The 20,897-nt window shown below is 71.0% G+C and carries 19 protein-coding genes; 9 read left to right on the forward strand and 10 right to left on the reverse strand.

The window, feature by feature from the left end; translation table 11 throughout:
• Nucleotides 1–30: 30 nt before the first annotated feature.
• The 4 genes from ABZX61_RS55715 to ABZX61_RS55730 are packed head-to-tail and all read left to right on the forward strand — an operon-like array spanning nt 31 to nt 3,348.
• Nucleotides 31–1,083 carry an ABC transporter substrate-binding protein gene (locus ABZX61_RS55715; RefSeq protein ID WP_355208788.1) on the forward strand — a complete coding sequence of 351 codons (1,053 nt, stop codon included), beginning with the start codon at nt 31–33 and terminating at the stop codon, nt 1,081–1,083.
• Nucleotides 1,080–1,832 carry an ABC transporter ATP-binding protein gene (locus tag ABZX61_RS55720; protein WP_350729627.1) on the forward strand — a complete coding sequence of 251 codons (753 nt, stop codon included), beginning with the start codon at nt 1,080–1,082 and terminating at the stop codon, nt 1,830–1,832. The genes ABZX61_RS55715 and ABZX61_RS55720 overlap by 4 nt, the downstream gene beginning before the upstream one ends.
• Nucleotides 1,829–2,578 (forward strand): ABC transporter permease subunit, encoded by a 750-nt coding sequence (locus tag ABZX61_RS55725; protein WP_350729629.1) that lies wholly within the window; start codon nt 1,829–1,831, stop codon nt 2,576–2,578. Before ABZX61_RS55720 ends, ABZX61_RS55725 begins: the two co-directional genes overlap by 4 nt.
• Nucleotides 2,575–3,348 carry an ABC transporter permease subunit gene (locus tag ABZX61_RS55730; protein ID WP_355208791.1) on the forward strand — a complete coding sequence of 258 codons (774 nt, stop codon included), beginning with the start codon at nt 2,575–2,577 and terminating at the stop codon, nt 3,346–3,348. The genes ABZX61_RS55725 and ABZX61_RS55730 overlap by 4 nt, the downstream gene beginning before the upstream one ends.
• Nucleotides 3,349–3,481: 133 nt before the next feature.
• On the opposite strand, the gene ABZX61_RS55735 is transcribed toward ABZX61_RS55730, so the two are convergent.
• The 3 genes from ABZX61_RS55735 to ABZX61_RS55745 form a co-directional block, all read right to left on the reverse strand.
• Nucleotides 3,482–4,255, reverse strand: a complete 774-nt coding sequence (locus ABZX61_RS55735; RefSeq protein ID WP_355208793.1) for a CAP domain-containing protein — start codon at nt 4,253–4,255, stop codon at nt 3,482–3,484.
• A 198-nt stretch (nt 4,256–4,453) separates the two neighbouring features.
• The gene (dacB, locus tag ABZX61_RS55740; RefSeq protein WP_350729634.1) at nt 4,454–5,998 is read right to left on the reverse strand and encodes a D-alanyl-D-alanine carboxypeptidase/D-alanyl-D-alanine-endopeptidase; all 1,545 of its coding nucleotides are present in this window, start codon (nt 5,996–5,998) and stop codon (nt 4,454–4,456) included.
• 106 nt (nt 5,999–6,104) lie between these two features.
• Nucleotides 6,105–6,656 (reverse strand): DUF1707 and FHA domain-containing protein, encoded by a 552-nt coding sequence (locus ABZX61_RS55745; protein WP_350729636.1) that lies wholly within the window; start codon nt 6,654–6,656, stop codon nt 6,105–6,107.
• Nucleotides 6,657–6,744: 88 nt separating this feature from the next.
• Here ABZX61_RS55745 and ABZX61_RS55750 point away from each other — a divergent pair, with 88 nt between their 5' ends.
• Genes ABZX61_RS55750 through ABZX61_RS55760 form a run of 3 tightly spaced genes read left to right on the forward strand, consistent with a single transcriptional unit; the run spans nt 6,745 to nt 10,495 of the window.
• Nucleotides 6,745–7,266: a PadR family transcriptional regulator gene (locus ABZX61_RS55750; RefSeq protein WP_355208797.1), complete on the forward strand. Its 522-nt coding sequence runs from the start codon at nt 6,745–6,747 to the stop codon at nt 7,264–7,266.
• On the forward strand, nt 7,263–7,943 hold the full coding sequence (locus tag ABZX61_RS55755; protein ID WP_355208799.1) for an ABC transporter ATP-binding protein: 681 nt from the start codon (nt 7,263–7,265) through the stop codon (nt 7,941–7,943). Before ABZX61_RS55750 ends, ABZX61_RS55755 begins: the two co-directional genes overlap by 4 nt.
• On the forward strand, nt 7,940–10,495 hold the full coding sequence (locus tag ABZX61_RS55760) for an FtsX-like permease family protein (RefSeq protein WP_355208802.1): 2,556 nt from the start codon (nt 7,940–7,942) through the stop codon (nt 10,493–10,495). The genes ABZX61_RS55755 and ABZX61_RS55760 overlap by 4 nt, the downstream gene beginning before the upstream one ends.
• Here the strand turns inward: ABZX61_RS55760 and ABZX61_RS55765 are convergent.
• Together ABZX61_RS55765 and ABZX61_RS55770 are read right to left on the reverse strand one after the other, a co-directional pair.
• Nucleotides 10,455–11,816: an MFS transporter gene (locus ABZX61_RS55765; protein ID WP_355208805.1), complete on the reverse strand. Its 1,362-nt coding sequence runs from the start codon at nt 11,814–11,816 to the stop codon at nt 10,455–10,457. The genes ABZX61_RS55760 and ABZX61_RS55765 overlap by 41 nt on opposite strands.
• A gap of 97 nt (nt 11,817–11,913) precedes the next feature.
• Nucleotides 11,914–12,675, reverse strand: a complete 762-nt coding sequence (locus ABZX61_RS55770; protein ID WP_350729645.1) for a hypothetical protein — start codon at nt 12,673–12,675, stop codon at nt 11,914–11,916.
• Between the two features lie 333 nt (nt 12,676–13,008).
• On the opposite strand from ABZX61_RS55770, the gene serA reads away from it, so the two are divergent.
• Nucleotides 13,009–14,598: a phosphoglycerate dehydrogenase gene (serA, locus tag ABZX61_RS55775; protein WP_355208807.1), complete on the forward strand. Its 1,590-nt coding sequence runs from the start codon at nt 13,009–13,011 to the stop codon at nt 14,596–14,598.
• Nucleotides 14,599–14,949: 351 nt separating this feature from the next.
• On the opposite strand, the gene ABZX61_RS55780 is transcribed toward serA, so the two are convergent.
• From ABZX61_RS55780 to ABZX61_RS55800, 5 genes are read right to left on the reverse strand one after another with little or no spacing between them, the layout of a single operon-like run.
• Nucleotides 14,950–15,765, reverse strand: a complete 816-nt coding sequence (locus ABZX61_RS55780; RefSeq protein WP_355208810.1) for a class I SAM-dependent methyltransferase — start codon at nt 15,763–15,765, stop codon at nt 14,950–14,952.
• A 4-nt stretch (nt 15,766–15,769) separates the two neighbouring features.
• Nucleotides 15,770–16,621, reverse strand: coding sequence for an ROK family protein (locus tag ABZX61_RS55785; protein WP_355208812.1), 852 nt, complete (start codon nt 16,619–16,621; stop codon nt 15,770–15,772).
• On the reverse strand, nt 16,618–17,802 hold the full coding sequence (locus ABZX61_RS55790) for a sugar ABC transporter permease (RefSeq protein ID WP_350729652.1): 1,185 nt from the start codon (nt 17,800–17,802) through the stop codon (nt 16,618–16,620). The genes ABZX61_RS55785 and ABZX61_RS55790 overlap by 4 nt, the downstream gene beginning before the upstream one ends.
• Nucleotides 17,799–18,518, reverse strand: coding sequence for an ATP-binding cassette domain-containing protein (locus ABZX61_RS55795; RefSeq protein ID WP_350729654.1), 720 nt, complete (start codon nt 18,516–18,518; stop codon nt 17,799–17,801). The genes ABZX61_RS55790 and ABZX61_RS55795 overlap by 4 nt, the downstream gene beginning before the upstream one ends.
• On the reverse strand, nt 18,519–19,622 hold the full coding sequence (locus ABZX61_RS55800) for a sugar ABC transporter substrate-binding protein (protein ID WP_355208816.1): 1,104 nt from the start codon (nt 19,620–19,622) through the stop codon (nt 18,519–18,521).
• Between the two features lie 100 nt (nt 19,623–19,722).
• Here ABZX61_RS55800 and ABZX61_RS55805 point away from each other — a divergent pair, with 100 nt between their 5' ends.
• On the forward strand, nt 19,723–20,889 hold the full coding sequence (locus ABZX61_RS55805) for an ROK family transcriptional regulator (protein WP_355208818.1): 1,167 nt from the start codon (nt 19,723–19,725) through the stop codon (nt 20,887–20,889).
• The last annotated feature ends 8 nt before the right edge of the window (nt 20,890–20,897 follow it).

Raw genomic sequence — 20,897 nt, forward strand, 5'->3', positions numbered from 1 at the left:
GCACGTTCACCCGCCGCTCAAGGATGAATTATGGCTATTTCCCTCGATCGCCGCGCGTTCCTGCGGACAACAGGTCTGGCCGGTCTGGCGCTCGGCCTGGCCGCCTGCGGCGAGACCACGGCCGCCGGCGGCGGCGGAGAAACGAGCGGGCTGGGCTCGGTCAAGCTCCAGCTCTCCTGGAAGAAGAACGTCGAGTTCGCCGGCGAGTACTTCGCGGACACCAAGGGTTACTTCAAGGCCGCCGGGTTCTCGCAGGTCGAGCTCCTGTCGGGCGGCGGCTCCGGCACCTCGGTCGAGTCGGGCCTGGCCACGGGCCGCTGCTGGGCGGGCCTGTCCGCGCCCACGATCACCGCCCCGGCCGTCCTGCAGGGCGCCCAGCTGAAGATCGTCGGCGCGACCTTCCAGAAGAACCCGTTCGCGATCGTCTCGCTCAACAAGAACCCGATCAAGGACGCCAAGGACCTCGTCGGCAAGAAGATCGGCGTCCAGGACTCCAACGAGCTGGTCTGGAACGCGCTGCTCAAGGCCAACAACCTCGACCCGTCGAGCGTGACCCGCGTGCCGTTCCAGTCGGACCCCTCGATGCTCACCTCCGGGCAGCTCGACGGTTACGTCGGCTACGTCACCAGCGGTCCCGTACGGCTGCGGATGCAGGGCCACGACCCCGCCTACCTGCTGTTCGCCGACGCCGGCCTGCCGCTGGTCGCCGAGACGTTCACGGTGACGCAGGAGACGATCGACAAGGAGCGCGACAAGCTCAAGGCGTTCCTGACCGCCGAGATCAAGGGCTGGAGGGACGCCGTCGCCGACCCGGCCAAGTCCGCCGAGCTGGCCGCCACCGTCTACGGCAAGGACCAGAACCTCGACGTCAAGGAGCAGACCGAGGAGGCCAAGATGCAGAACGAGCTCGTGGTCACCCCCGACGTCAAGGCCAACGGCCTGTTCACGATGACGCCGGAGCTGATCGAGCAGAACATCGCCTCGCTCGCCAAGGCCGGCCTGACCATCAAGGCCGAGCAGCTCTTCGACCTGACGATCCTGGACGAGATCTACAAGGCCGACCCGAGCCTGAAGCTGTCATGACGGGGATCAGCATCGCGGGGCTGAGCAAGTCCTTCGGCAAGGGAGTGACCGCGCTCCAGGGCGTCGACATCCAGACGCCGAAGGGCTCGTTCCTGTCGCTGCTCGGTCCCTCCGGCTGCGGCAAGTCCACGGTGCTGCGCATCCTCGCCGGGCTGGAGGAGCCCACGTCGGGCGAGATCCGGGTGAACGGCGAGACACCCGAGGAGCTGCGCAGGAGCCACCACCTCGGCATCGCCTTCCAGGACTCCGCGCTGCTGCCCTGGCGCAGCGTCGCGGCCAACATCCGGCTGCCGCTGGAGGTCGCCGGGCTCAAGCCGGAGCCCGGCGTGATCGAGGACCTGATCAAGCTGGTCGGGCTGGAGGGGTTCGAGAAGGCCCGGCCCGCCGAGCTGTCCGGCGGCATGCGGCAGCGCGTGTCCATCGCCCGCGCGCTGGTGGTCAAGCCCAGCGTGCTGCTGCTCGACGAGCCGTTCGGCGCGCTGGACGACATGACCAGGCAGCGGCTCAACCTGGAGCTGTTGCGCATCTGGACCGAGAAGCCCGCCACGACGCTCATGGTCACCCACGGCATCGGCGAGGCCATCTTCCTCTCGGACGTGGTCGCCGTCATGAGCCCGCGCCCGGGGCGGGTCATCGAGATGGTGGAGATCGGGCTGCCCCGGCCCCGCACCCCCGAGATGATGCGTACGCCCGAGTTCCACGCGATCCACGACCACCTCAGCGACCTGCTGTTCGGGCACGGCGCATGAGGCGCGTCCAGGGGCTGCTCGGTGTCGTCGCGCTCGTCGCGCTGTGGTGGCTGCTCGCCGTCACCGTGTTCGCCGGCGGCGGCGCGGTGCCCACCCCGTGGGCGGTGCTGGCCGCCATGGGCGCCGACGGCTGGGCCTTCTACGGCCCGAACGTCTCGGCCACGCTCGGCGCGGCGGTCCAGGGCTTCCTGTGGGGCAACGGGCTGGCCATCGGCGTGGCGCTGCTGGTGCTGCTCGTGCCCCGGCTGGAGGCCGTCGCCACCCAGCTCGCCGTCATCAGCTACTGCATCCCGCTGCTCGCCATCGGCCCCATCGTGCTGGTGGTCTTCGGCGGCGACGCCACCGTGGTCTTCCTCGCCGCCATCTCCGTCTTCTTCACCACGCTCATCGGCGCCCTGCTCGGGCTGCGCTCGGCCGACCGGGCCAGCCTGGACGTCGTCACCGTGTACGGCGGCGGCCGGCTGGCCAGGCTCCGCTACGTGCAGATCATCTCCGCCCTGCCCAGCACGTTCGCGGGCCTGAAGATCTCCGCACCCTCCGCGCTGCTCGGCGCGATCATCGGCGAGTACCTCGGCAGCAACGACTCCGGGCTGGGCGTCTCCCTGATGATCTCCCAGCAGCAGTTCCAGGTGCCGCGCACGTGGGGGCTCGCGCTCGTGTCCGGGCTGATCGCCGGGCTCGGGTACGCGATCGTCGCCCTTCTCGCGCGCGTGGTCACCCCCTGGTCGAGAGGCGAATCACAGTGATCGGCCGCACCGTGCTGAGGATCGTCGGGCCGCTGGTTCCCTCCGTGGTCATCGTCGTGGCCGCGTGGTGGGTGGCCCTGGAGGCGTTCGGGATCAGCCCGCTCGTCGGCAAGCGCCCGCCGCAGGTCTGGGAGTACCTGACCTCGTCGGCCGCCCACCGCGAGGCCGTGTTCGGCGCGCTGGGCATCACGATCAGGGACGCGGCCATCGGGTTCGCCACCGGGATGATCGCCGCCATGGTCGTGGCGGTCGCGTTCGTGCTGTTCAGGACCGTCGAGCAGACGTTCATGCCGGTCGCGATGCTGCTGCGGTCGGTGCCGCTCGTGGTGATGACGCCGCTGATCACCCTGATCTTCGGCCGCGACCTGCTGGGCGTGGCCGTGATCGGCGGCATCGTGGTCTTCTTCCCCGCGCTGGTGAACATCGCCTTCGGGCTGCGCTCCGCCTCGCCGCAGGCCACCGACCTGATCATGGCGTACGGCGGGACGCGCCTGACCGTCCTGCGCAAGGTGGCCGTGCCGACCGCGATGCCCTCCGTCTTCGCCTCGGCCCGGATCTCCGTGCCCGCCTCGATCATCGGGGCGCTCATCGCGGAGTGGCTGGCCACCGGGCGGGGGATCGGCGCCGAGATCCTGCGGGCGATCGGCGGCTTCCGCTACGACGAGGTGTGGGCGGACATCGTGGTGGTCACCGCCGTGTCGATCCTGGCGTACGCGGTCGTCGGCGTGGTCGAGTCACTGGTCCTGGCCCGCTTCTCCGACCGCTCGTAAGCGGGGAGTTTGCGGGCCCGGCCGCGGCCCTGTGTGCGGGGGAGACGCGGCCGGACCCGCTCGGAAGGGAGCGCGTGGGCGTGCGGTGGGATACCGGCGGGTGTGGCCGGTGGAGGCCCGACGCTCCCGTGGCTCAGTGGGTGGCGAGGACCTGGGTCCAGGTTGGTCCCTTGGCGTTGTGCCCGACACCGATGTGGGTGAAGGAGCAGTTGAGGATGTTGGCCCGGTTTCCTGAGCTCTTGAGCCAGCCGCTCATCACGGAGGCCGCGGTGGGCTGGCCCATGGCGATGTTCTCGGCGGCTGAGCTGAAGGAGAAGCCGGCGGCCCTGATGCGCCGGTCGAACGTGCGGCCGTCGCGTGAGTCGTGCGAGAAGTAGTTGTTCTCCCCCATGTCGGCCGAATGGCGTTCGGCGGCGAGGTGCAGCCTGGGGTCGTGGATGAGGGGGCGGCAGCCCTTCTTCGCCCTGGCCCTGTTCGTGATCTTGACGACCTCCGTCTCGATCGAGGACGCGAAGCCGCCGCCCGACGCGCATGACAGCGTCACGGGGCGCGACCGGCTGCTGCGCCCCTTCGAGTCGACCGCGACCACGTAGTAGCTGCGCGGGGTGGGGGAGCACCGCACTCCTGCGGTGATCCGTCCGGTGCCGACCGTCTTCGAGCCGCTCTTGAGGACCCGGTCGGGGCCCGGCGCGACGACCTGGATGCGCACCCTGAGCCGGGCCTGGTCGGTGCAGCCCGTCCTGGTTGCGGTGCCCTGGACCACGCCCCTGGTCGCGACCGGCTTGGCCGCGACCACGCGGCACGCCTGCACCGAGGCCGCCTGAGTGGCCGCTTGCGCGGCGGTCGCGGGGAAACTCAACGCCGCCAGACTCCCGAGGCAGGCGAGTGCCTGGAGCTGTCCGCGCATTCTTTCCTCCGGTTCAGGGCTCGACATTGCGTCGAACCCGCATTCTGGCGCTCCCAAGTTGGCCATGTACGGAAATTTCAGACCTAACTTGGAGCTCCAAGTGGCCGAATCGTGATCCAGCCCTCTCGATCCCGGTAAACCACAGCGGCCCCCTGAGCGTCAGAGGGCCGCGCGGTTCCAGGCGATTTCAGGTGATGGCTAGCACTGCACGGGCTTCAGCCAGGAGCATTCGAGGTCGCCCGCCTCGCCCTGCTCCGTGGCGCGGAGCTGCGTGGCGTCGGCGGTCGCGGTGGCACGCGTGAACTGGGCGAGCCGGATGGCGATCTTGTCCTCGATGTCCTTGGGGGAGCCGGACAGGTACTGGTTCAGCATGATCGAGAAGATCAGCGGCTCGCCCTCGGCGCTCGTGACGTACCCGGACAGCGAGGTCACCCCCGTCAGCGAGCCCGTCTTGGCGTGGACGTTGTTCGCGGCCGGCGTGTTCCGCATCCGGCTGCGCAGGGTGCCGCCCACGAAGCGCTCGGCGTTGCCCGCGATGGGCAGGGACTCGTACCAGGTGGTGAACCAGGGCTTGCTCCGCACCGCCGTCAGCAGCTGCACGATCGAGCCCGGCGAGAAGCCGTCGCGGCGCGACAGGCCGGAGCCGTCCCGCATGTTGATCACCTGCACCCCGTTCGCCTTGGCGAAGTCGGTGCTGACCTTGAGCCCGGCCGACCACGTGCCCTGGTTCGCGACCTTGCGGCCCATGGCCTTGGTGAGGATCTCGGCGTGGATGTTGTTGCTCAGCTTCAGGAACGGGACCAGCAGCTCGCCCAGCGTCATCGACTGGTGCCCGGCCAGCTCCTTGGCCTCGGCCGGGGCCGCGCCCGTGACGGTCGGCCCGAGCACCTTGACGCCGTGCTTGGTCAGCGACGCGCGGAACAGCGACGCGACGTACGCCGTGGGGTCGTCCACGGCCACCCACTCCTGGTACGGGTCCTTCACCGTGCCGGTGATCACGACGGTGCGGCTGTTGTGTTGCCGCTCGATGAGCACGTCGGTCTCCGAGCCCACCGTGGCCTTGTTGACGATCTTCAGGTAGCCGGTCTCCGGGGTGGTGGACACCTTGACCTGGTCGCCGTCAGCGGCCACGGAGACGATCACCGAGCCGGCGTCGTAGTCCCTGTCGGGCGAGGCGGTCAGCGCGGAGATGGGCGCCGCGTAGTAGGCGGTCTCGTCGTCCCACGACCAGTCGTTGCCGAGCCGCTGCGAGTCGAACCAGGTGTCGTCGGTCACCAGCTTGCCCGTCACGACCTTGACGCCCGCGGCGGCGACCTTGGCGGCCAGCGCGTCGTAGTCGTCGGCCAGCATGGTCGGGTCGCCGGTCCCGCGCAGCACCAGGTCCCCGGCCAGCAGCGACCCGGCCTTGCGGCCCGAGGAGAGCACGGTGGTGGAGAAGCGGTAGTCGAGCCCGAGGGTCTCGGCGGCCGCGGCGGAGGTGAACAGCTTGGTGTTGGAGGCGGGGGTCAGGAGCTTGCCCGCGTCCGTGGCGTACAGCTCCTCGCCGGTGGCGGCGCTCTTGACGACCACGCCCGCTCTGGCGATCGTGAGCCGGGAGTCGCTGAGGATCTTGTTGATGTCCTGGTTGAGGTCCGCCACGCCGGCGGAGGGCTCCAGGGCGACGGCTGGGGAGGAAGGGCTGGACGCCCACGCGAGGGCCGCGACGAGCGTGCCCGCGACGAGGGATGCTGAGGTGCGCCGCATGGGGGGTCTCCAAATGAATGGGGAATCGCCACGCCAGCGTGGATCATCACAAGCCAGCTGTAATCCGCAAATATCCGTATTTGTCGGGCGACTCTGGGCGGACGCGTCAGAAGGACGGCTGGCCCGAGCTCACCATGAAACCGCAGTCGCCGAACGAGATCTCGTCACCCGACCGCACCCGCGCCGGCCCCACCAGCCGCCACCCGTTGAGCCGGGTGCCGTTGAGCGAGCCGAGGTCCACCAGCATCCACTCGCCGTCGTCCTCGCGGCGCAGCTCGGCGTGGACGCGGGAGACGGTTAAGTCCGACAGGACGAGGTCGCACGCCGACCCGCGCCCCACCACGTAACGCAGCCGGTCGTCGTCGGGCAGCGCCAGCTTGGGCAGCCGGGGTCGCCGCCACGCGGACTGCACCCGGGTGGTGAACTCGGAGACCGACGCGACGGCGTCGGTCAGCCGCTGCCTGATCGTCGGCTTGCGCGGCAGGTCCGCGACCAGCTTGTCGAGCTCGTGCCGGTTCTGCGCGCGCAGCGCCTGGTCAACCCGGCCTACGAACGTGTCGTGGGAGATCCGGCCCTCCACGGCCTGGTCCCTGAGCTCCCCGATCGCGCGGTCGCGTTCCCCGTCTGATGCGCGAAAAGGCGGCTGCGTCGAGCTCATGTAGCGAGTATCGGACCGAAGGGCGCTCGCTGTCCAGAAAACACGGATCGCTTGCGATGGGCATACTCAGTATGCATACTCAGTATCCATGTCGATACGACACGGACTGCTCGCGTTGCTGAGCAGCGGACCGCGTTACGGCTATCAGCTCAGGGTTGAGTTCGAGACGTCCACAGGGGCGACCTGGCCGCTGAACATCGGCCAGGTCTATACGACGCTCTCCCGGCTTGAGCGCGATGGCCTGGTGGCCCCAGGGGGAGCCGACGAGCAGGGCCGCGCGGTCTACACGATCACCGAGGCCGGTCGGGAGGAGCTGGAGCGATGGTTCAGCACCCCCGTCGCCCAGTCCGACCGGCCTCGGGACGAGCTGGCCATCAAGATCGCGATGGCCGTGGCCGGTGGCCTGGACGTGGCCGAGGTCATCCAGACCCAGCGCGTGGCCACCATGCGCGGGCTGCAGGAGCTGACCCGGGCCAAACGGGCCGCGGCAGGTGGGTTCGCACAGCGGCTGGTCCTCGACTCGCTGATTTTCAAGGCCGAGGCGGAGCAGCGCTGGCTGGACCACTGCGAGGCCGTTTCCAAGCAGATGTCCAAGGAGCAAGAGCGATGACTGTGGTGAGTTTGCGGGACGTGACCCGCGAGCACGGCCAGGTGCAGGCCCTGAAGGGCGTGAGCCTGGAGGTGGCGGCGGGGGAGCTGGTCGCGGTCATGGGCCCGTCGGGCTCGGGCAAGTCGACCTTGCTCAACGTGGCGGGCGGTCTCGACCGGCCCACCTCGGGGACCGTGACCATCGAGGGCGAGGACCTGACCAGGGTGAAGGACCTGGCCGCGCTCAGGCGCACCAGCGTCGGGTACGTCTTCCAGGACCTGAACCTGATCCCGTCCCTGACGGCCGCCGAGAACGTGATGCTGCCGAGGGAACTCGACGGCGTGCGCTCCGGGACCGCCCGCGAGGAGGCGCTGGCCGTGCTCGCCGAGGTGGGGGCCGGGGAGGTCGCCGGCCGTTTCCCCGAGGAGCTGTCCGGCGGGCAGCGCCAGCGCGTGGCCATCGCCAGGGCGCTGGTCGGCGAGCGGCGGCTGCTGCTGGCCGACGAGCCGACCGGCGCGCTCGACACCGCCACCGGGGACGAGATCCTGCAGCTGCTGCGCACCCGTTGCGACGCCGGCGCGGCGGTCCTGCTGGTCACCCACGAACCGCGCTACGCGGGCTGGGCCGACCGGGTGGTCTACCTGCGTGACGGCGTGATCGTGGAGTCGAGCGCCGTGCGGCTGGAGAGCGCCCGATGAGCGCGTTCCGCGCCGCGCTGCGCATCTCCCGTAGGGACGCCCTGCGTTTCAAGGGCCGGACCGCGCTGATCATGGTGATGATCGGCCTGCCCGTCCTGGTCATCACGGCGGTGCTCACCGGCGCCGCCACCACGGACATCACCGCCCGCGACAAGCTGGACTCGGCGTTGGGGGCGGCCGACGCCCGCATCGCCACGAGTCCGTACCGCACCCCGGTCGAGCAGAGCGCGGACGGGGAGATCACCAATCTGCGCGAAGCGTCGCGTCCCCAGCAGCCGTGGACGCCCGCCGAGATCGGCACGCTGCTCCAGGGCCGCCTGCTCCGCTACCAGGCGAACGTCGTGGAGGCCCGCCTGGCGGACGGCTACAGCCGGGTCGACGTGTTCGAGGCCGATCTGCGCGACCCCTTGACCAGGGGGATGCGCCGCCTGGTCGAGGGCAGGTTCGCCGCCGCACCCGGTGAGGTCGCCGTGTCCCCCGCGCTGATCGACAGCGGGGTCCGGATCGGCGACACGATCAAGACGTGGCGGCCGGACCGCACCGTGCGGGTGGTCGGGGTCGCCGAGCACCCGAACCGGCCCGGCCTGCGCGAGATGCTCGCCCTGCCGGAAGGGCTGCTCCCGCACCAGAACGACGGCAACGACAGCGGCTGGCTCATCGACACCGCCGCCCCCGTGCAGCAGCCGGACGTGCAGAGGCTCAACAAGGTGGGCCTGGGCGTCAAGTCCCGGTTCCTGATCGAGCGCTCCGGCGCCGGCGACTCCGGGCCCCGGGACCTGCACGGGCTGGTCGAGCTGGGTGTCGGCGTCGTGCTCATCGTGACCGAGACCGTCCTGCTCGCGGGCCCCGCCTTCGCGGTCGGGCTGCGCCGCAGGCGCAGGGAGCTCGCCGTGATCGCCGCGCAGGGCGGCTCCGGGCGGCACCTCAAGACCATCGTGCTGGCCGACGGCCTGGTGCTCGGCGGCGCGGCGGCCCTGCTGGGCGCCGCCCTGGGTATCGGCGCCGGGCTGCTGGGGGAGTGGCTCGCGGCTCGCTGGCTGGACTGGACGCACGGTCCGGCGGACGTGCCGTGGGCGCAGGTGCTCGGCGTGGCCGCACTGGGCGTGGTGAGCGCGCTGACCGCGGCCATCGTGCCCGCGATCCAGGCGAGCCGGCAGAGCCCCGTGCACGTGCTGGCCGGGCGTGCCGCCGTGGACACGTCCGGCCGCGCGGGCCGTCCCGTGCTCGGGGCCGCGCTGGTGCTGCTCGGGCTGGCCGCGACGGGGGTCGCCCTGCACCGGGGCCTGCTGTCGGTCGCGCTGGCCTCGATGCCGGTAGTGTTCGGGCTGGTCGCGCTGATGCCGTGGCTGGTCCAGGCCACGGGGCGGCTCGCCGGGCGGCTGCCGCTCCCGCTGCGCCTGTCCGTGCGCGACGCCTCCCGCCACCGTGTCCGTACGGCCTCCGCCACCGCCGCGGTCATGGCGGCCACGATGGGAGCCGTCACGCTGGGCATCGGCCTCAACAGCGACTATGTCGACCAGGAGGCGAAACGCAACTCGATCGTCCCCACGGACACCATGGTGATCGGTGCCTGGAAGGCGGACGATCAGGGGTGGGCGCGGGTGCGGGAGCTCGTGCAGCAGAAGCTGCCGGGGGCGAGCCTGGTCAACGGGCTGAACGTGATGGACGCGCGGGGCGAGCCCCTCAGTCTGAGCGTCGCCCTGCCGGAGGACTGCCCGTCCCCGTGCGACCCCCGCGACCATGACTACGGCTCCGCGCAGGTGGCCGACGAGGAGGTGCTCGCCTTCCTCCAGAAACGCAGGGATCCGCAGGCGGCGGCGGCACTGGCGGCGGGCAAGGCCGTGGCGTTCAGCCCGGGCGCCGTGCGCGACGGCGTGATCAGGATCGGGGTCGAGGACTGGGACGGGAAGCCGGTCACGACCCTCCGGGTTCCCGCCGTGGCGGCGGCGCCGGCCGACGTCGGTCAGACAGGCGTGCTGATCCCGCCGTCCGTGCTGACCCAGGCGGGGTTCAAGGTGGCGCAGCGGACCTTCTACGCGGCGTACACAGATATCGACGATCAGCGGCTGACCACCGAGATCAGGGTCATCGTCGGAGATCAGGCCTACGCCATCGCGGAGCGGGGCAACGCCCAGAGCCGCTTCGTCACCCTGATGATCCTGCTCGTGGCCGCGCTGGTCCTGGTGCTCGGCGGCACGTTCGCGGCCACCGGGCTGGCCGCCGCCGACATGCGCCCGGACCTCGACACCCTGTCCGCGGTCGGCGGGACGGCGCGGGTCCGCAGGCTCGTGGTGGCGGCCCAGGCGGCCTACATCTCCGGCCTCGGCGCCCTGGTGGGCCTGGCGGCGGGCACCGTCAGCGGCATCGCGCTGACCTGGCCGCTGACCCGGAGGGCTTACGGGACCATGGACCTGTTCAACCCGGGAGCCACGACGATCGCCCTCCCCTGGCTCTTCCTGGCCGGGGTCGTGGTGGGGCTGCCCCTGCTGGCGGCGCTGACGGCGGGGTCGTTCACACGGACGCGTCTGGTGCCGGCGCGCCGGGTGGCGTGAGGCGGTACTTCAGCGTCATCAGCACCGACAGGAAGATGATCAGTGCCGGGACCGCGGTCTGCCCGATCAGGACCGCGGTCACCGCGCTGTCCGGCTGCTCGACCGGCCTGCTCGGCTCGGACTCGATGAAGCCGCCGATCGACAGGATCACCCCGAAGATCAGCGCGCCGAACGCGCTGACGCCGCTCTCGATGGCCGTCCACAGCCCGGTCAGCACGCCCGCCCGCCGCTTGCCGGTCTCGGCCGCGTCCGCCGCGATCACGTCCGCCAGCATCGAGAACTGCAGCAGCTGCACCCCCGCGTAGCCGACGCCGACCACCAGGATCGTCACATGCGCCCACACGATGCCGAGGACCGGCGTGGCCAGGGCAGCCGTCGTGCCGCCGGCGTACAGGAGCGCCGCCAGGATCATCGCGCCCCGCTTGTCGAAGCGCTTGGCCAGGCGTACCCACAGCGGCATCGTCAGCAGGATCGGGCCGACCAGCGCGGCGAAGAGCGTCTGCGTGGCCTTCGGCGAGCCGAGCGTGTACGCGGCGAAGTACGGCGCGGCGGCCAGCATCATGCTCACGGCGAGCATCTGCGTGCAGGCCAGCATGGTCAGCCACAGGAACGGCCGGTTGCCCTTGATCGCGGCGAACTGCTCGCGCCACCCTCCCCGGTCCGCCTCCGGCGCGCCGGTCATGGGCGCGCGGGCCGTGCCGAAGAAGGAGCCCAGCATGGCGAGGAGCAGGATGACCGCGATCACCGTGGCCATCAGCCGGTAGCTGTCCAGCGTGCCGTGCTCGCCCTGGCTCGTGACGATGGCCGGGGCGAGCACGCCGCTGACCGCGGTGGCCGCGCCGATGAAGATCATGCGCCACTGCAGCAGCGAGGTGCGCTCGTGGTAGTCGTGGGTCATCTCGCCGGGCATCGCCTTGTACGGCACCTCGAACAGCGCGTACGCCGTCGCCGTCACGAGGAAGCACATCCCCACGTAGAGCGCGGCGGGCACGCCCGTCAGCGGCGGCCCCGCGAACACCAGGAAGAACGCGATAGGCAGCGTGCAGGCGCCCGCCAGCAGCCAGGGCCGCCGGGGGCCCAGCCGCGACCGGGTCCGGTCCGACCAGCGGCCGATCAGCGGGTTGACGATCAGGTCCCAGACCTTGGGCGCGGTCACCACGACCCCGGCCAGCCAGGCGGGCACGGCCAGGAAATTGGTCATGTAGTACAGCAGGAGCAAGCCGGGCACGGTGCTGACCGTGGCCGTGCAGAAGGACCCGACGCCGTAGCCGAGGCGCACGCCCCTGGAGACCGTGGACGAGCGCACCGCCGGTGTGATCATTTACTCATTGAACCCGAGCGAGGGCTTGTTCGGGAGGGCCCACTTTTTCCCATGCCGCGGGGCCCGGTCACCCGGGCCCCGCGCCACATGGCTCGCGTCAGTCGATGACGTTCGCGCACACCACGTGCGCGCCGATCTCGATCATCCGTTGCTCGCTGCGCGCGTCCGCCACCCTCGCCATGAGGATCGGCGCACCGGAGGCCGCGAACTGCGGCAGCCGGGCGCGTACCAGGCGGTGCAGGTCGCGTACGACGTCCTCGGCGGCCGACATGTGCACCTTCACGTGCAGCATGATCCCCGGAGCCCCGGACGCCGTGCGCGCCTCGGAGATCCAGACGTGGTGCACCAGCGGGAAGTCCATGAGCAGCAGCCCGATGGCCTGCCGCAGCGCGGGCAGGATCGGATGCGCGCACCGCCGGTAGCCGGGGTCCACCTGCTGCATGGGCCCCGACAGGTGCGGCCGGGGCGCGGGCACCCACGGCAGCGTCGGCGCCTGCGGAGTCGGAGGTGCCACCTGGGCCAGCGCGGCACCGCGTGACACGGTCGCCATCGCCCCCGTCGCGTACGCGGCAGGCACCGCCCCCGAGAGGACGGGCGTCGGCCCCGAACGCGACGAGGACATGAAGCGCTGGAGGTCGTCGATGGGCACGGCCGCGGCGGCTGGTCCGGCCGCGTCGATCACGATCTCCCGCACGCCGGTGACGCGCTGGATGTCCAGGATGGTGTCGGCGTCGCACGCCGATAGGGAATGACTGCCGCGGTGCCTGGCATAGGTGACAGAGCCGGTGTAACCGAGCAACACCCGGTCTCCGGCCTGGGTCGTCCCGAGGACGACCGAGCGGTCTGACCGCACTGCCACCAGGACTCCACCGTCGGCGAGAGCGCTCAGCAGGCGATGCGGAGTGCCATGCTGAGCGAGCGCGTCGGCAAGCGCAGGATTCCCGATGCTCATAAGACGAACCCTAGGTACTCGGCCACGGCTTATCAGGCTAATGGCGAATAAATCTCCCGATCAAGACAAAGATGGGAGCGGAGTGGATGAGTTTCTTCCTCCGGGGGTAGAGCGGAGCTGTCTCACATCGTGGGTGCCTCGTGAACGCGTTCACAAGCGCCGGATAGAATCTGTGGGACCGTCGGGGGATCCGTGGACGTGTCCCCCGAATGCCCGCCGTGCCGTTAAGGATCCACACCAGTGAACAAGCCCGTCGTTCTGGTCGCAGAGGAGCTGTCCGAGGCTGGCCTCGCCGTACTCGGCGCTGATTTCGAGGTCCGCCACACCGACGGCGCCGACCGTTCCCAGCTGCTGCCCGCCCTCGCCGGGGTGGACGCCCTGATCGTGCGCTCCGCCACGCAGGTCGACGCCGAGGCCATCGCCGCGGCGCCGAAGCTGCGCGTGGTCGCCCGCGCCGGCGTCGGCCTCGACAACGTCGACGTCGAAGCCGCCACCAAGGCCGGTGTCATGGTCGTCAACGCGCCGACCTCCAACATCACCAGCGCCGCCGAGCAGACGGTCGCCCTGATCCTGGCCAGCGCCCGCAACACGGCCCAGGCTCACTCCGCGCTGAAGAACGGGGAGTGGAAGCGCTCCAAGTACACCGGTGTCGAGCTCGACGAGAAGGTCGTCGGCATCGTCGGCTTCGGCAAGATCGGTCAGCTCGTGGCCCAGCGGCTGCAGCCGTTCGGCGTCGAGATCATCGCCTTCGACCCGTACCTGCCTCCGGCCCGCGCCGCCCAGCTCGGCGCCCAGCTGGTCAGCTTCGAGGAACTGCTCAAGCGGTCGGACTTCATCACGCTGCACCCGCCGAAGACCAAGGAGACCGTCGGTCTCATCGGTGAGCGGGAGCTGCACCAGGTCAAGCCGTCCGTGCGCATCATCAACGTCGCCCGCGGCGGCATCATCGACGAGGGCGCACTCTACGCCGCGATCAAGGAGGGCCGCGTCGCCGGCGCCGGCCTTGACGTGTTCTCCAAGGAGCCGTGCACCGACAGCCCGCTGTTCGAGCTCGACCAGGTCGTCATCACGCCGCACCTGGGCGCCTCCACGCACGAGGCCCAGGAGAAGGCCGGCACCCAGGTCGCGCGGAGCGTGAAGCTGGCGCTCGCGGGCGAGTTCGTGCCGGACGCGGTCAACGTCCAGGGCGGCGTGGTGGCCGAGGACGTCAAGCCGGGCCTGCCGCTGGCCGAGAAGCTCGGCCGCGTCTTCACCGCGCTGGCCGGCGAGGTGGCCACCAAGCTCGACGTCGAGGTGCGCGGCGAGATCGCCTCCGAGGACGTGCGGGTGATCGAGCTGGCCGCCCTCAAGGGCGTGTTCACCGACGTGATCGAGGAGCAGGTCACGTACGTCAACGCGCCGCTGCTGGCCAAGGACCGCGGTCTCAACGTGGAGCTGGTGACCAGCTCGGAGAGCCCCGACTGGCGCAACGTGGTGACCGTGCGCGGCGTGCTCGCCGACGGCCGCCAGGTCTCGGTGTCCGGCACGCTCTCCGGCCCGCGCCAGATCACGAAGATCGTCGAGGTCAACGGCTACGAGATGGAGATCGAGCCGACGGCCCACCTGGCGTTCTTCACCTACACCGACCGTCCCGGCATCGTCGGCGTGGTCGGCCGTCTCCTCGGCGAGCACAGCGTCAACATCGCCTCGATGCAGGTGGCCCGCTCCACCAAGGGCGGCAACGCGCTCATCGCGCTGACCGTCGACTCGGCGATCCCGGCCGACGTGATCGACCAGATCGGGAACGAGATCGGCGCCGAGAGCGGCCGCTCCGTGGACCTGGAGGGCTGAGCCTCCTTCCCGGCCTGAAGGCCGCCACCCGGTTCCGGGTGGCGGCCTTTGTTGTCTCAGCATGCAAGATACTAGGACATCCAATGAGATTGCTGGGGTACTGTTGCTGGTAATGCGCCAGGTGCTCGTACTTATTACCTGCCGCGGCGGGGCCTGTTAGGGCAGGTCGACGACTCGCCGCGGAGCGTCGTGGTGTCGGCCAATAAGTCCCATTCGTCCGCCGAACGGCTCGCGAAATGAGATGAGTCACATGTACGAGATGTATGCCTGGAACCGTGCCGAGGAGCATGAGGACGAGGCCGCGCAGGCCCTGCAGACCGCCCTGGACCGCAGGGACAACGGCGGCGCCCCTCAGAACCCGAGCCGGTAGAACACCGCCGCCCGCTTCACCCCCGGCAGCAGCCCGGCGATCCGGGCCGCGATGCGGTGCGGCGTCGGCAGGCGGTCGAACCCCTCGATGTCGAACGCGCTCACCGCGCTCAGGCAACGCAACCTCGGATGGATCGCCAGCAGCTCGCCCGGCCCGTCGATGCCCCAGACCAGGTGGGCGTCCGCCTTGCGCACCGGCCTGTTGAGCTTCTGCGTCTTGAGCCCGAGCGGGCTCACCGCGTCGAAGACGAACTGGCCGCCGGGGAAGCGGTCGACGATCGCCCTGATGAGGGCCCGGCCCTCGCCGGGGTCGAGATAGTAGAGCAGGCCCTCGGCCACGACCAGCACGGCGGCGTGGCCCGGGACCTGCTCCAGCCACTTCAGCTCGGTGACCGACGAGCCGATCAGGCGGTAGCCGAGCCGCTCGGGGAACAGGCGCCGCCGCAGCTCGATCACGTCGGGGTAGTCCACGTCGTACCAGCGGACGCTGGGCGGCGGGTCCAGCCGGTGGACGCGGGTGTCGAGGCCGCAGCCCAGGTGGAGCACGGTGGCCTCGGGATGGGTGGCCAGGAACCCGGCCGCCCACCGGTCGATGAACCGCGCCCTGATCGCGACCGAGACGGCCAGGCCGGCGTTCATCCCGGTCTCGGTGAAGTCGTGGTCGATGCGTTCGACCGCCTCGGCGGCCAGGTCGTCGCCGAGGATCGGATCCGGGGACCGCGCGTCCAGCGCCCGCCCGTACAGGGTGGCGAGCAGGGTGGCCTTCTCCCCGGTGAGATGCACCTGCTCCAGTGCCATACCCCTACGCTACCGCCGCACGGGCCAGCGCCAGCGCGCCCAGCAGGGGCGCGTCGTCCGCGAAGCGGGCCGGGCGCACCTCCGGCGGGAACGGCACCGCCCGGCCGACCTCGGCCGCCAGTCTCGGCAGGATCAGCTCCGCCGCGCCCATCATGCCGCCGCCGACCACCAGGCGCTCGGGATCGAGGACCACGCACAGGTTCGCCACGCTCATGGCCAGCGTCCGCAGCGCCTCGTCCACCAGCTCCCGCGCGTGACCTCCGCCCAGGAGCTCGGCCGCCGTGACGGGGCGGCCCAGGAGGGCGGTGCCGCGGGCGGCCAGCGCGCCGCCCGCGACGCGCTCCTCCAGGGGCACCCGGCCGTCGGCGAAGGCGGGCTCGCCCGGCGTCACCTGGAGGTAGCCGATCTCGCCTGCCGCGCCGTGGGCGCCCGGCACCACCCGGCCGTCCACCACCAGGGCCGCCGCCAGGCCGGTGCCCAGGTTCAGGTAGACGCCCGTGGAGACCCCGCGCAGAGCGCCCCAGCGCAGCTCCGCGGCGGCCGCCGCGTTCACGTCGTTGTCGATGGACACCGGAGTGGCGCCGTACGCCTCCTGGAGCAGCCTCGGCAGTTCGAGGCCCTCCCAGCCGGGGACGTTCGGGGCGAGCCGTACCACGCCATCGCGGATCACCCCGCACGTCGAGAAGCCCACTGCGGCGGGCGTGCCGTCCAGGGACCGGGCCGCCGCGAGCGCCCGCGCCAGCGTGTCAGGCCCGGTGTCCAGGCGGACGTGGGCGGACAGCGCGGGGCCGTCGGCCGTGGACACCCCGATGGCCACCTTCGTCCCGCCCACGTCGATGCCCAGGACCCGGGTCACCGGGCGGCGCCCCTGCGGGCGAGCGAGTCGATGGCCACGGCCAGCGCCAGCACCCCGGCGGTCACCATGAACCGCACCGAGGAGTCCACGCTGAGCAGGTACATGCCGTTGGAGATGGCCTGGATGACCAGGACGCCGAGCAGCGCGTCGTAGGCCCGGCCGCGCCCGCCGAACAGCGAGGTGCCGCCGATGACCGCGGTGGCGATCGCCATGAGGAGGATGTCGCTGCCGCCCGAGCCCTGGTTGACGGCCGACAGGCGGCTGGCGGCGAGGATGCCCCCGGCCGCCGCCAGCGTGGAGGCCAGCATGAACGCGAGGATCCTGATCCTGGTGACGTTGATGCCGGCGCGCCTGGCGGCCTCGGCGTTGCCGCCGACGGCGTACAGGTGCCGCCCGAACGTGGTGTGCCTCAGCATGAGGTCGAGCAGCACCACCAGCGCCCCGAAGATGATCAGCAGGAGCGGCACACCGCGGTCCGCCGACATGACGATCACCGCCGCGGCGAGCAGCACCGCCAGCCCACCCGCCTTGGCCAGCGACCACCACAGCGGCGTCACCGGCAGCCCGGCCGCCAGCCGCAGCCTCCTGACCGCGAGCGACGCGCCCGCCGACACGGCCACCAGGGCCGCCGCGACCGTCCACGCGAGCCAGCCCGGCAGCCAGGTGTCGCTCAGCTTGGAGATGAACCCGGTGAACGGCAGGTTGATCGTCCCGCCCTGCCGCAGCAGGTAGAGCAGCAGGCCGAGCCAGCCCATCAGCCCGGCCAGCGTCACGACGAACGACGGCATCCGCAGCTTGGTCAGCATCAGGCCGTGCAGGAACCCGATCGCCGCGCCCACGGCGAGCGCCAGGAGGATGGCGAGCAGCGGGTTCCAGCCCTGCTTGACGTGGACGATCGTCATGATCGTGGCGCACAGGCCGCTGACCGAGCCCGCCGACAGGTCGATCTCGCCGAGCAGCAGCACCATGATGATGCCGAGCGCGATCGTGCCGGTGGCGGCCATCTGGAGCACGAGGTTGGTGAGGTTCTCGGGGGACAGGAAGCGGTCGTTGAGCGTGCTGAACACGATCGCGATCGCGATCAGCCCGCCGACCACCGGCCATGCGCCGACGTCCCCCTGGCGCAGCCGCTCGACGGCGACCTTCGGCGTGTACGGGCTGCGTACCAGCGTGTCGGTCATGTCCCCGCCCCCGTGATCGCGGCCACGATCTCCTCCTGGGAGGCGGTGGCCGTGGTGAACTCACCGGCGTTGCGGCCCAGCCGCAGCACCACCACGCGGTCGCTCACCGCGCGTACGTCGGCGAGGTTGTGCGAGATGACCAGCACCGCGAGCCCGCGCTCGCGCAGCCGCCCGATCAGCGCCAGCACCTGCGCCGTCTGCTCGACCCCCAGGGCCGCCGTGGGCTCGTCGAGGATGACCAGCCGCGGCTCGCCGATGAGCGCCCTGGCGATGGCCACCGACTGCCGCTGGCCGCCCGACAGCATGGCGACCGGCACCCTGATGTCCCTGATGCGCACGTCGAGCTGGCCGAGGAGGTCGCGGGTCGCGCGTTCCATGGCGATGTGGCGCAGCAGCGAGCCGCGGCGGCGCTCGGTGCCCAGGAAGAGGTTGGCCACGACGTCGAGGTTCTCGCAGAGCGCGAGGTCCTGGTAGACGGTCGAGACGCCGAGGGCCTGCGCGTCGTGCGGGTTGGCGATCCTGACCGGCGAGCCGTCCACGGTGATCGTGCCGGCGTCCGGCGTCACGACCCCCGAGATGGCCTTGACCAGCGTGGACTTGCCCGCGCCGTTGTCGCCCATGAGGGCCACGACCTCGCCGGGGCGCAGGTCCAGGCGGGCCCCGTCGAGCGCCTGGACCGCCCCGTACCGTTTGGAGATGTCTGTCGCCGAGAGCATCTACTCGATGCCCTGCTTCTCGCAGGCGGCCTTGACCTCGCCCGTGCAGAGCTGGGCGGCGGTGTAGAAGCCGTCCTTCACGATCGTGTCCTTGACCTTGTCGGCCGTGACGGGGATGGGGTCGAGGAGGAACGCCGGGATGTCGGCCGTGCCGTTGTTGACCTTGGCGGGCGCGGTGGGCTGCTCGCCCTTGGCGACGGCGACGGCGAGCTCGGCGGACTTCTCCGCCTCCGCCCTGATGTCCAGATATATGGTCATGTACTGCTCGCCGGTGAGGATGCGCTGGACGGCGGCCAGCTCGGCGTCCTGGCCGGTGATCGGCGGGAGCTGCTTGTAGCCCGCGCGTTTCATGGCCGCGATCGCGCCGCCCGCCATGCCGTCGTTCGCGGACAGCACGCCCGTGACGGTGTCCTTGCCCAGCGCGGTGATGGCCTGCTCCATCTCCTGCTGCGCCTTGTCGGGGCTCCAGTCCGGCGTGTCGAACTCCCTGCCGACCTTCACCTTCCCGTCCAGCACGCTCTTGGCGCCCTTCTTGTAGTCGGCCGAGCTGGGGTCGGTGGGGGAGCCGTGGATCATCACGATCTGGCCCTTCGCCGCCGTGCCCCTGGCGGTCATGGCGTCGAGCAGGGCCTGGCCCTGCATCTCGCCCACCCGTACGTTGTTGAACGAGACGTAGTACGCGTAGTCGATCCCCGAGATCAGCCGGTCGTAGGCGATGACCGGGACCTTCTTCTGCTTGGCCTGGTTCACCAGGGGAGCCACGGCGTTGGCGTCCACGGCGTCGAGCACGAGCACGTCGGCCTGCTGGGTGAGCGCGGCCTCGACCTGTTGCTGCTGCTTGGGGGCGTCCTGCTCGGCGTTGCTGTAGAGGATCTTGCAGTCGGGGCAGAGCGACTTGACCTTCGCCTCGAACAGCGGGCGGTCGAACGCCTCGTATCGGGTGGTCTTGGACTCGGGCAGGAACAGCGCGATCGTCTTGCCGCCCTGGTTCTGCGTGGTCGTGGTGGTGGCGCCGGTGCCGTTTCCGGTGCTGTTCCCGGCGTTTCCGCAGGCGGCGGCCAGGAGGACCGCCGCGACAGGGATTGATCGCCATGCTCGGTGCATCGCACTTCGTCCTTCCGGATGTGCCGCCCCTGTGCTTGGTAAGAAAGGTAATTTACTATCAGGCACGTTGGCTAGGCTCTGTTTCCTCAAGGAGGGTGAGATGCGGGGCGACCTGGGTAATCCGCGGATGCTGCGAGTGCTGAACGAGCGCCGCCTGCTCGACCATCTTCAGGAGCACGGCCCCGCCTCGCGCACCGACCTCGCCAAGATCACCGGCCTGTCGAAGCCCACGGTGTCCGCGGCCCTGGCCGGGCTGGAGGTGGACGGGCTCGTTCACCTCGTCGGCGAGGTCTCCGGCCGCCCGGGGCCGGTCACGTCCCTGTACGACGTCAACGCCGCCGCCACCCACGTCGCCGGCGTCGACATCGGGCGTGACTGGATCAGGGTCGCCGTCGCCGACCTGCGCGGGAAATTCGCCGGCCGGAGGGACGGGCGCAACACCGCCCTCACCTCCGCCGAACTGGCTCTCCTGGTCGGACAGCTGTGCCGGGCCGCCGCCTCCGAGGCCGTCGTCGACTGGCCCGACATCGCCTGCGCCGTCGTCGGCACGCCCGGCGTGTACGACCCGGAGCTCGGCCGCCTGGAGTTCGCCCCCAACCTGCCCGGCTCCGACCTGGCCGAGCGCCTGCGCGCCGAGATGGAGGTCGACCTCGTCATCGAGAACGACATCAACCTGGCCGCCGTCGGCGAGCACACGCACGGGGCGGGGCGCGGCAAGTCCAACTTCGCGCTGGTGTCCGTCGGCACCGGCGTCGGGATGGGCATCGTGATCAATGGTGAGCTGTACGTGGGCGCCCGGGGAGCGGCGGGGGAGGTCTCGTACCTGCCCGCGACCGAGGACCCGGCGCCGCCGGCCGGTGACGCCCTGGCCCACGGCGCCACGGAGGCGGTCGCCGCCGCGCCCGGAGTGGTCCGCGCGGCCCGCGCCGCCGGCCTGAGCCTGCGGACGGCCAAGAAGGTCTTCGCCGCGGCCGCCTCCGGCGACAGAGTGGCCCGCTCGGTGGTGGAGGCCGAGGGGCGCCGCATCGGCGGCCTGCTGGTTGCGGTGGCCGCCGTGCTGGATCCGGAGGTGATCGTGCTCAGCGGCGGCGTGGGCCGCAACCTGGACCTCCTGGGGGAGTCCATCGAGGCCCGCATCGCCGAGCTCGGCCCGCTGCGGCCGTCGGTGGTGGCCAGCACGCTGGGGGACAGCGGCGTCCTGCTGGGCGCGGTGGCCCGCGCCAGGGCCCGCGCCTGGGAGCTCATCTTCGACGCCCGCCTCCCCTGACCGTCGCG

Source organism: Nonomuraea sp. NPDC003709 (assembly GCF_040610775.1).
GTDB lineage: Bacteria > Actinomycetota > Actinomycetes > Streptosporangiales > Streptosporangiaceae > Nonomuraea > Nonomuraea angiospora_A.